The organism is Saccharopolyspora sp. NPDC000359 (assembly GCF_040300525.1).
Classification (GTDB): domain Bacteria; phylum Actinomycetota; class Actinomycetes; order Mycobacteriales; family Pseudonocardiaceae; genus Saccharopolyspora.
Map to the genome: position 1 here is coordinate 1 of NZ_JBEPDU010000093.1, position 9666 is coordinate 9666.

Genomic DNA, 9666 nt, shown 5'->3' on the forward strand with positions numbered 1-9666 from the left:
CCCCCGGCGCCGCGCGGCATGCCGCAGATCGAGGTCACCTTCGACATCGACGCCAACGGCATCGTGCACGTCTCCGCCAAGGACCTCGGCACCGGCAAGGAGCAGTCGATGACCATCACCGGCGGCTCCGCGCTGCCGAAGGACGACATCGACCGGATGGTCAAGGACGCCGAGGCCCACGCGGAGGAGGACAAGAAGCGCCGCGAGGAGGCCGAGGCCCGCAACCAGGCCGAGACCCTCGTCTACCAGACCGAGAAGGTCCTCAAGGAGAACGACGAGAAGCTGCCGTCGGAGGTCAAGGACAAGGTCAAGTCCGCGATCGACGAGGTCAACGAGACGCTCAAGGGCGACGACGTGCCCGCCATCTCCGCCGCGGTGGAGAAGCTGGCCACCGAGTCGCAGGCCCTCGGCCAGGCGCTCTACGCCGACGCCGGTGCCAACGCGGCGGCGGGTGCCGGTGCGGGCGCGGGCGCCGCGGATGACGCCGCGGGCGCGAAGTCGTCCGGCGCGGACGACGTGGTGGACGCCGAGATCGTCGACGACGAGGACGAGAAGAAGAAGTGACAGCGGACCGGTCCGAGATGTCGCACAACGAAGGCGAGCAGGAGCCGGTGGTGGTCCGGGATAGGCGTCGCATCGACCCCGAGACCGGCCAGCGCCGGACGCCTGCTCCGAACGGAGAAGAGGCGCAGGTGCCCGAAAGCATCTCCGGCACCCTCGACGAGGAGGTCACCCAGGCCGAGGAGTCGGCGGAGGGCTCCGAGTCCGCCGCCGAACCGGCCCAGGGCGAGCCCGCTGGCCTGCAGAAGCAGGTCGACGAGCTCACCGCCGACCTCAAGCGGGTCACCGCGGAGTACGCGAACTACCGCAAGCGGGTGGAACGCGACCGCGAGTCGGTGATCGCCGGGGCCAAGGCCTCGGTGGCCGGTGACCTGCTGACGGTGCTCGACGACCTGGAGCGGGCCGAGGCGCACGGTGACCTCAACGGTGCGTTCAAGGCGGTGGCCGACAAGCTGGTCGCGACGCTGAACTCGGCCGGGCTGGAGGCGTTCGGCGCGGAGGGCGACGAGTTCGACCCGTCCGTGCACGAGGCGGTGCAGCACAGCACCTCCCCGGACGTGAGCGGCCCGACCGTGACCACCGTGCTGCGTCGCGGCTACCGGTTCGGCGACCGCGTGCTGCGACCGGCGATGGTCGCGGTGACCGACCACGAACCGTCGGCGGAACCTGCGGCCGCCGACGACAGCCAGACCGAGCAGGGTTGATCAGGAGCGAAGGGAGGGGCGTCCGGTGAGTGCGAGGGAATGGCTGGACAAGGATTTCTACGCCGAACTGGGCGTCTCCTCCGACGCTTCAGCGGACGAGATCAAGAAGGCCTACCGGAAGTTGGCCCGGGAGAACCACCCGGACGCCAACCCGGGCAACGCCCAGGCGGAGACCAAGTTCAAGGCCGTCTCCGAGGCGTACGGCGTGCTGTCCGACCCGGAGAAGCGCAAGCAGTACGACGAGGCCCGTCGGCTGTTCGGCTCCGGCGGGTTCAGCGGCGGTGGCCAGGGCGGGTTCGGCGGTTTCGGCGGCCAGGGCGGCTTCGACATCGGTGACCTCTTCGGCGGTGCCCAGGGCGGTGCTGGCGGACTGGGCGACCTGTTCGGCGGCCTGTTCGGCAACCGCCGTCCCGGTGCGTCCACGGCCAGCCGGCCCAAGCGCGGCGCCGACGTGGAGACCGAGGTCCGCATCGACTTCACCGAGTCGGTGCGCGGCGCGACCGTGCCGCTGCGGCTGTCCAGCCCGGCGACCTGCCAGACCTGCCGCGGCTCCGGTGCCAAGCCAGGCACCCGGCCGCGCACCTGCGGCACCTGCTCCGGCGCGGGCCTGGTCACCCGCAACCAGGGCGCCTTCGCGTTCAGTGAGCCGTGCCCGGACTGCCGCGGCCGCGGCAGCCTGATCGACAGCCCGTGCCCGGACTGCGCAGGTGAGGGGGTCAGCACCCGCAGCCGCACGCTGACGGTGCGGATCCCGGCCGGGGTCTCCGACGGGCAGCGGATCAGGTTGGCGGGCCAGGGCGAACCGGGTCGGCAGGGCGCCGCCGCCGGGGACCTCTACGTGGTGGTGCACGTCAACCCGCACCGGGTGTTCGGACGTTCCGGTGATGATCTGACGATCACGGTGCCGACGACCTTCCCGGAGCTGGCGCTGGGCACTACGTTGACCGTGCCGACCCTGGACGGGAAGGTCACGCTGAAGGTCCCGCCCGGGACCAGCAGCGGCCGCACCTTCCGGGTGCGCGGCAAGGGCGTCGGCAAGAAGGACGGGAGCAACGGGGATCTCCTGGTCACCTTGCAGGTCGCCGTTCCGTCCAAGCTGGACGGCAAGGCGGCGGAAGCGCTGGCGGACTACGCGAAGGCGACCGCCGACCACGATCCGCGTCAGGACCTGAACGAGTTGCTCGGGAGGTAGTCATGGCCGGTGGTCGCACGTCGGATCCGGGCTTCGGGTTCCCACCCGGGGCCGACGAGGACACGCCGATGTTCGTGATCTCGGTCGCCGCCCAGCTCTCCGGCCTGCACGCGCAGACCCTGCGCAGCTACGACCGGTTGGGCCTGGTGTCGCCCGGACGAACCCCGGCGGGCGGCCGCCGCTACTCCCTCCGCGACATCGCGCTGCTGCGCGAGGTCCAGCGCCTGTCCCAGGAGGAAGGCGTCAACCTGGCCGGGATCAAGCGGATCATCGATCTGGAGAACGAGGTTGACGCGCTCCGCGCGAAGGTCCAGGAACTGGCCGAAGAAGTAGCCGCAGCCCACGCGGCAGCGGAACAAGCAGCAGCCCAGATCCACGCCTCCTACCGCCGAGACCTCGTCCCGGTCAGGCAGGAAACGGCCCTGGTGGTCTGGAAACCCCACCGCAAGCGCTGACGGAACCCATCGCCCCACCGAGCAAGAGCCGGTGGGGCGATTGCGCATCTCGACCACGGTCGGCGTGCGCACCAAGCAACTGCTCGCACCTCCCACCCGCGGTGGTGAGGCCGGGTCGGCGGTCAGCCATCGTCGAGCAAACGGCGAAGCCGCTTCCAGCGGTGAACAGCGACCGCGACGGGCGTCCGGCGCTGATGTGGAGGTGTCGCAGCGCCGCAGGCGCACAGCCCACCCTCGCAGCTTGCACCGCTGCGGGTTCTCAGCGTTCGCCTGGCGGGGACGGCCCTGACGTCGTGCATCGAGCATGCCTGGGCCAGGGCCCCCAGTACCCATGCGGGCGCAGCGGTTCCGCTACCGGCACCGCTGCGCAAGGCGGGACTGGAAACGGAGTTCAGTCCAATGTGAACGGGTCGTAGCGGATCCGGTCGAGGGGGGTTCCGGCTACCAGCATCTTGGAGACCGTGGCTCGGATCATCCCCGGGGAGCCGCTGACCAGGACGTCCCAGTCCTGCCAGGCGCCGTAGCGGGTCACCACCTCGGGGAGGGTGCCGTGCTCGACGCCGGAGACGTTCGGGTCGTCCTCCAGCACCGGCGTGATCGTCAGCCACGGGTTGTGCATCGCGATGCGCTGGAGGTTCTCCAGGTCGTAGAGGTCCTCGCGGGTCCGGCCGCCGTAGAACACCTGGACCCGGGGGTTCTCGCCGTACTGGGCCAGCTCGTCGATGATCGCCCGCATCGGGGCGATCCCGGTGCCACCGGCGATCATCAGCACGTCCGGGGAGTCCTCGCGGTCCACCGTCATCCGGCCCATCGGCGCGCCGATCCGCCACTGGTCGCCGATCCGGGCGTGCCCGACCAGCGCGCGGCTCACCCAGCCGCCCTCCACCGAGCGAACGTGGAACTCCATGATCCCGTCCTCGGCGGGCGCGTTCGCCGGGGTCAGGTACCGCCACAGCCGGGGCCGCTGCGGCACCTCCACGCTCACGTACTGCCCGGGCAGGTAGGGCACCGGGTGGTCGGTCTGGACGCGCATCACCGCGACGTCCCAGCTCAGCCGCTCGTGGTGGATGATCTCGCCGGTGTACCAGGCGGGGCCGTCGTCGGCGGCGGCCGCTTCGGTCATCGCCGAGGCCATCACCGTGTAGGCCTCGGCCCACGCCCGCTCCACCGTGTCGTTCCAGGCGTCACCGGCGTGCCTCTTGATCGAGGCCAGCAGCGCGGTGCCCACCGCTTCGTAGTGGTCGGCGACCACGCCGAACTTGCGGTGGTCGCGGCCGAGCTGGTGCAGGAACGGCAGCAGCTCGTCGGGCTTGTCGACCATCTGGATCACGTGTACGAGCGCCCGCAGCAGGCGGCTGCGCTGCACTTCCATGTTCACCGCGAACAGCTCTCGGGTGGCCGGGGAGAGGCTGAAGAGCATCCCGTAGAAGAACTTGGCCACGTCGTCGATCTGCGGCTCGACGACCTCGAAGCTCTCGCGGATCAGGCGAACCATCTTGCTCACACCAGAGGACGGCTCGCGGTTCGGGGGTGGTCCGGGGCTCAGTACGGCGTTCGCTGTCATGGTTCGGGTGCAGTCTTCTCCACGTTGGCGGCGGTACCCGATTGGGCGCACCGCTACTTGCTTGCGTCCCCCGACACTGGGCTGACCCTAACTCGTGGCCCGGGGAACGTCTGCCTTGATGCCACTTTTGAGTGCTTCTTAACTACTACTGGTAGATGGTGCATGAACCCGTCGGGGGAACCTAGTATCCACCCCTGTGAGTGGAGAGGAAGGCGTGACACGGTGAGGCGCGTGAGCCCCGACCACCCGACCCCGACCGGCACCGCCGACGAGGCGCTGCTGGACCTGGAGCTGTCCGATCCGCCGCCCCCGAACGATCCGTGGCAGGTCAGCACCCCTCTCCAGCACCACAGCCTGGACGCCGTGCCCCGTGACCCGTTCCTCGAGGACGACCGCCCGGTCCCGCTGCCCGGTTCGACGGGCGAGCACCTGCTGCAGCAGGCCTACGGCACCGAGAAGCGGGCCCGCCGTTTCTACGACGACCAGGTGCTGGACCACCTGAACTCGGAGATGAAGGCGTTCATCGGCCGGATGGAGCTGGCCTTCGTGGCCACCGCCGACGCCCGCGGCGAGTGCGACTCCAGCCTGCGCGCCGGCCCGCCCGGCTTCATCGAGGTGCTCGACGACCGGCACGTCTGCTACCCCGAGTACCGGGGCAACGGTGTGATGGCCAGCCTCGGCAACATCAGCGAGAACCCGCACGTCGGGATCCTGCTGGTCGACTTCGCAACGGATCTGATCGGGCTGCACGTCAACGGCAGGGCCCGCATCGTGGAGGACTCCGACCTGCGCGCGATCCATCCCGCGCTGCCCGCCGAGTTCGACCGCGGCCGCACCCCCGAGCGGTGGGTGGTGGTGCAGGTGGAGGAGGCCTACATCCACTGCCGCAAGCACATCCCGCGGATGGTCCCGGTCCTGCGCCAGCGCACCTGGGGCACCGACGACGTCAAGCGCAAGGGCGGCGACTACTTCGAGGCCAAGGGCACGCCGCGGCCCTGGCACCCGGTCGAACCGGTCTCCGCGAACTGACCACCCCGCCACGCGGAGCGGTTCTGGGACGGCCTCCTAGAGTGAGGCGAAACGGACTAACGTGGAGCTTGGGCCTGATCGGGTGCTGCGGGTGCGCTTCGGCGGGTGGAGGCGCGGGCGGGAGAGCTGTGATCGAGCAGGATGAGGCGCGGGCGACCGACGGCGTGCGCGAGGAGGGCGTGGACCGGCGCGCCGCGGCGGAGACCGTGGAGCGCGAGCTGGTGATGATGTTCCGCCGCGCCCGCAACCTCTCGACCACGGTGGCCGCGCACGTGCACCCGGACCTCGACCCGGCGTCCTACAGCCTGCTGCTGATGATCGACGACGCCGGACCACTGCGGGGCATGGACGTGGCGGGCCGCACCGGGCTGGACAAGTCGACGGTGAGCCGCCAGATCGCGACCCTGGTGGAGCTGAACCTCCTGGAGCGCGTCCCGGACCCGGATGACGGCCGCGCCCGCCGCATCCAGCTCTCCGACCTGGGCCGCGAGCGCCTGGCCCAGGTCCGCGCCGAGCGCCGCAAGCACCTGCACGGCCAGTTCGCCAGCTGGACCACCCAGGACCTGAAGGACCTGGCCAGGCTCCTCGCCAAGCTCAACGGCATGATGTGACCCCCGCTCCCCGCAGCTCCACCTGAAGCTGCCCGTCACCCCTCACCCAGCCCCGCAGTTTCAATTGAAACTGCGATCAGCCGTGCCTGGAGTCCGCAGTTTCAATTGAAACTGCGGTTGACCGGCTCGGGCGGCGGGTCCACGCGCCCGGTCGGGAGGACGGCGCCGTGGGTGGTGGCGAGTGGGGTATGTCGCGTGCGGGCTCCCTGGGGTCGTGGCGTTCTGGTCGTTTTGTCCTGTGTGCGAGTGGTGGTCGGGTTTGGTGGGGTGTCCGGTGTCTGAGGTGCTGCGGGTCACAGGGTGACAAGTTGCGTGCTACAACCAAACGGGGATACCGTTGCGTTCAGCAACTAAAGGATTGGGTTCGCATGGGACCGAAACTCGAGACCTGCGGTGAACTGCTCCGCCCGCTGCGGGCGTTGATGGGGCTCAAGCAGGTCGCCCTGCAACGGGGATACGTCGCTGATCAGGTGCCCTACGCCGCGGCCGGATTGCTCACCGAACTCGTGTTCCGCGGCGAATGCCGGGCCTCCGAGCTCGCCCACCACCGCGTCGTCGACGCCTCCGTGGTGAGCCGCCAGGTCGCCCAGCTGGAACAGGCCGGGCTGATCAGCCGCCGACCCGACCCCGCCGACCGGCGGGTCTCGCTGCTGCGTGCCACCCCCGAGGGCGAGACCGCGGTGGCCGAGCTGGAGCGCAGGAAGGCGGAGTGGATCGCCGAGGCGCTGGGGGACTGGGAGGACGCCGACGTCCGCGAGCTCACCCGGCTGCTGGGGGATGCGGCGAACGACATCCGCCGCCGCACGATCGACCAGGGGATCTGCCACGCAGACCCCGCTACCAGGGAAGGAACTCGATGACGAGCTCGACGGAGGCGGTGCGGGACGCACCGGCCCGGCGGGATGCGCACGGGTCCGCCGATGATTCGCCGATGACGCACCGGCAGATCATGGAGGCGATGTCCGGGCTGATGCTGGCGCTACTGGTCGCCATCCTCAGCTCGACGATCGTCTCCAACGCGCTGCCGCGCATCATCGCCGACCTCGATGGCACCCAGGGCCAGTACACGTGGGTGGTCACGGCGATGCTGCTGACCTCCACCGCGTCCACCCCGATCTGGGGCAAGCTCTCCGACCTGTTCAGCAAGAAGCTGCTCTACCAGCTCGCGATCGTGATCTTCACGGTCGGCTCGGTCGCCGGTGGCTTCGCGCAGTCGATGGAGACCCTGATCGGCTTCCGGGCCCTGCAGGGCATCGGCATGGGCGGTCTGCAGGCGCTGATCCAGGTCGTGATCGCGGCCATGGTCTCGCCGCGCGACCGCGGCCGCTACAGCGGTTACATCGGCGCCACGTTCGCGGTGGCCACGGTCAGCGGCCCGCTGGTCGGCGGCGTCATCGTGGACACCTCCTGGTTGGGCTGGCGCTGGTGCTTCTGGGTCACCGTGCCGATCGCGGTGATCGCGTTCATCGTGCTCGGCCGGACGCTGAAGCTGCCGGTCATCAAGCGGCCGGTCAAGATCGACTGGTTCGGCGCGCTGTTCCTGGTCGGCGGCGTGAGCCTGCTGCTGGTGTGGGTCTCGCTGGCGGGCAAGTCCTTCGACTGGTGGTCGGTGGAGACCGCGCTCTACGTCGGCGGCGGCCTGGTCGCGCTGATCATCGCGGTGATCATCGAGTCGCAGGTCAGCGAGCCGATCGTGCCGCTGCGGATGTTCCGCAACTCCACGGTCACGCTGGCCACCATCGGCACCGTCGCGGTCGGCACCGCGATGTTCGGCGGCTCGGTGTTCCTGGGCCAGTACTTCCAGATCTCGCGCAGCATGACGCCCACCGAGGCGGGGCTGATGACGCTGCCGATGGTCGGCGGGATGTTCCTGTCCTCGACCATCTCCGGTCAGGTCATCTCCCGGGTCACCGGCAAGATCAAGCCGTTCCTGGTGGTCGGGTCGATCGTCATGGTCGCGGCGATGTACCTGCTGAGCACCATGGACCACGAGACCAACCTGTGGCTGGTCGGCGTCTACCTGTTCCTGATGGGCACCGGCGTCGGCATGCTGATGCAGAACCTGGTGCTGGCGGTGCAGAACGCGACCAGCGCCCGGGACATGGGGTCGGTGACCTCGGTGGTCACCTTCTTCCGGACCCTGGGCGGCTCGGCGGGCGTCTCGGTGCTCGGCGCGGTGCTGGCCAGCCAGGTGTCGGACTACATCGTGCAGGGCCTGGCCAAGATCCCCGGCGCCGCGCAGGCGGCCGGTGGCAGCGGGGCCGCCTCGCTGGACGTCGACAGCCTGCCCGAGCCGATCCAGGTCATCGTGCGGGCCGCCTACGGCGACGCGATCGGCGACATCTTCTTCGTCTCCGCCTGCATCGCGGTGGTCACCTTCCTGACGGTGCTGTTCGTGCGGGAGACCCCGCTGCGTACCACGATCGACAGTCACGAGGAGAGGGAGGCGGTGGCGGTGGCCGCGCACGACGACGCTGTGGACAACCTCACCCGTCCTGTGGACAACTCGTCGGGGGCCGGCGCCGCGGTCAACGGCTCTCCGCAGGTTGGGGACCCCGGCCCGCGCACCGCGCGACTGGCCGCCGAGCCTGTGGACAACTCTGTGGACAGGCGATCGGAGGCCTGGTCAGAGCCGGTGTCGCCGCGTCGGTACGCGACCAACGGCAGGCACCTGGCCGGTGAGCTCGGCGGCGACGGCCTGTTCGTGCACGGCACCGTGCAGGACTCGGTCGGCAGCCCGGTGGCCGGGGTGGTGCTCACCCTCACCGACGCCAACGGGCGGCAGGTCGAGCGGACCCGCACCGACCAGGACGGCCAGTTCCAGCTGGCGGTCACCCACGGCGGCACCTACGTGCTGATCGCCTCCGGCGGCAGCTACCAGCCCACCGCGTCGATGGTGGTGGTCGGCGACCGCCCGGTGCGCCACGACGTCCAGCTGCTCGGTGCCGGTCGGCTCGTCGGCCTGGTGCACGTCGGCGGTGTCGGGGTCGGCGGGGCGATGGTGGTGCTCACCGACGTGCGGGGCGAGGTCGTGGCCACCACGGCGACCGCCGCGGACGGGCACTACGCGTTCGGCGACCTGGTGGGCGGTTCGTACGCGCTGACCGTCACCGCGCCGAACTACCGGCCGGTGGCCAACTCGGTGACGGTGACCGACGGCGAGCAGACCACCGCCGACGTGGTGCTGCAGAGCGGGGCGCAGCTGACCGGCGTGGTCCGGTCGGCCAACCTCGGGGTCGCGGTGCCGGACGCGCGGGTCACCCTGCTGAACTCCGGCGGGGCGGTCGTCGGCGCGGCCACCACCGACGTCGACGGCAACTACACCTTCACCGACCTGCCCGACGGTGAGTACACGGTGATCGCCACCGGTTACCCGCCGGTCGCCACGTCGCTGCGCCTGTCCGGCGAGACGAGCACGCACGACGTCGAGCTCGGCTACCCGGACGCCGACTGAGCAGTGGTGGTGGGGGGGGGGGGCCCCCCCCCCCCCCCCCCCCGGCGGGGGCGGGGGGGGGGGCCCCCGGGGGGGGGCGCCCCCCCCCCCGGGGGC

At 70.5% G+C, this 9666-nt stretch carries 9 protein-coding genes; 8 read left to right on the top strand and 1 reads right to left on the bottom strand.

The features are described 5' to 3' along the window. The 4 genes from ABT324_RS32745 to ABT324_RS32760 form a co-directional block, all read left to right on the top strand. Positions 1-564: Hsp70 family protein (locus tag ABT324_RS32745; RefSeq protein WP_351185583.1), on the top strand; the 564-nt coding region annotated here is incomplete at its 5' end. Positions 565-581: 17 nt separating this feature from the next. Further along, positions 582-1265 carry a nucleotide exchange factor GrpE gene (grpE, locus tag ABT324_RS32750; RefSeq protein WP_502949831.1) on the top strand — a complete coding sequence of 228 codons (684 nt, stop codon included), beginning with the start codon at positions 582-584 and terminating at the stop codon, positions 1263-1265. 25 nt (positions 1266-1290) lie between these two features. Next, positions 1291-2457, top strand: coding sequence for a molecular chaperone DnaJ (gene dnaJ / locus ABT324_RS32755; RefSeq protein WP_351185589.1), 1167 nt, complete (start codon positions 1291-1293; stop codon positions 2455-2457). Between the two features lie 2 nt (positions 2458-2459). Beyond that, the gene (locus tag ABT324_RS32760) at positions 2460-2912 is read left to right on the top strand and encodes a heat shock protein transcriptional repressor HspR (RefSeq protein WP_351185592.1); all 453 of its coding nucleotides are present in this window, start codon (positions 2460-2462) and stop codon (positions 2910-2912) included. A 391-nt stretch (positions 2913-3303) separates the two neighbouring features. On the opposite strand, the gene ABT324_RS32765 is transcribed toward ABT324_RS32760, so the two are convergent. Next, the gene (locus ABT324_RS32765) at positions 3304-4407 is read right to left on the bottom strand and encodes an FAD-binding oxidoreductase (protein ID WP_351185595.1); all 1104 of its coding nucleotides are present in this window, start codon (positions 4405-4407) and stop codon (positions 3304-3306) included. A gap of 300 nt (positions 4408-4707) precedes the next feature. On the opposite strand from ABT324_RS32765, the gene ABT324_RS32770 reads away from it, so the two are divergent. The 4 genes from ABT324_RS32770 (at position 4708) to ABT324_RS32785 (ending at position 9570) form a co-directional block, all read left to right on the top strand. Beyond that, a complete protein-coding gene (locus ABT324_RS32770) occupies positions 4708-5505 on the top strand; it encodes a pyridoxamine 5'-phosphate oxidase family protein (RefSeq protein WP_351185598.1) in 798 nt (265 codons plus the stop codon). A 128-nt stretch (positions 5506-5633) separates the two neighbouring features. Next, positions 5634-6116 carry a MarR family winged helix-turn-helix transcriptional regulator gene (locus ABT324_RS32775; protein WP_351185601.1) on the top strand — a complete coding sequence of 161 codons (483 nt, stop codon included), beginning with the start codon at positions 5634-5636 and terminating at the stop codon, positions 6114-6116. Positions 6117-6484: 368 nt separating this feature from the next. Continuing rightward, positions 6485-6976, top strand: coding sequence for a MarR family winged helix-turn-helix transcriptional regulator (locus tag ABT324_RS32780; protein ID WP_351185604.1), 492 nt, complete (start codon positions 6485-6487; stop codon positions 6974-6976). Between the two features lie 71 nt (positions 6977-7047). Beyond that, positions 7048-9570, top strand: coding sequence for an MFS transporter (locus ABT324_RS32785; RefSeq protein ID WP_502949832.1), 2523 nt, complete (start codon positions 7048-7050; stop codon positions 9568-9570). Positions 9571-9666: the final 96 nt, after the last annotated feature.

Bases quoted from the DNA above. Each gene is read 5' to 3' on its own strand.
- grpE (WP_502949831.1), top strand. From the start codon at position 582: ATGTCGCACAACGAAGGCGAGCAGGAGCCGGTGGTGGTCCGGGATAGG.
- ABT324_RS32760 (WP_351185592.1), top strand. From the start codon at position 2,460: ATGGCCGGTGGTCGCACGTCGGATCCGGGCTTCGGGTTCCCACCCGGG.
- ABT324_RS32765 (WP_351185595.1), bottom strand. From the start codon at position 4,407: ATGGTTCGCCTGATCCGCGAGAGCTTCGAGGTCGTCGAGCCGCAGATC.
- ABT324_RS32780 (WP_351185604.1), top strand. From the start codon at position 6,485: ATGGGACCGAAACTCGAGACCTGCGGTGAACTGCTCCGCCCGCTGCGG.
- ABT324_RS32785 (WP_502949832.1), top strand. From the start codon at position 7,048: ATGACGCACCGGCAGATCATGGAGGCGATGTCCGGGCTGATGCTGGCG.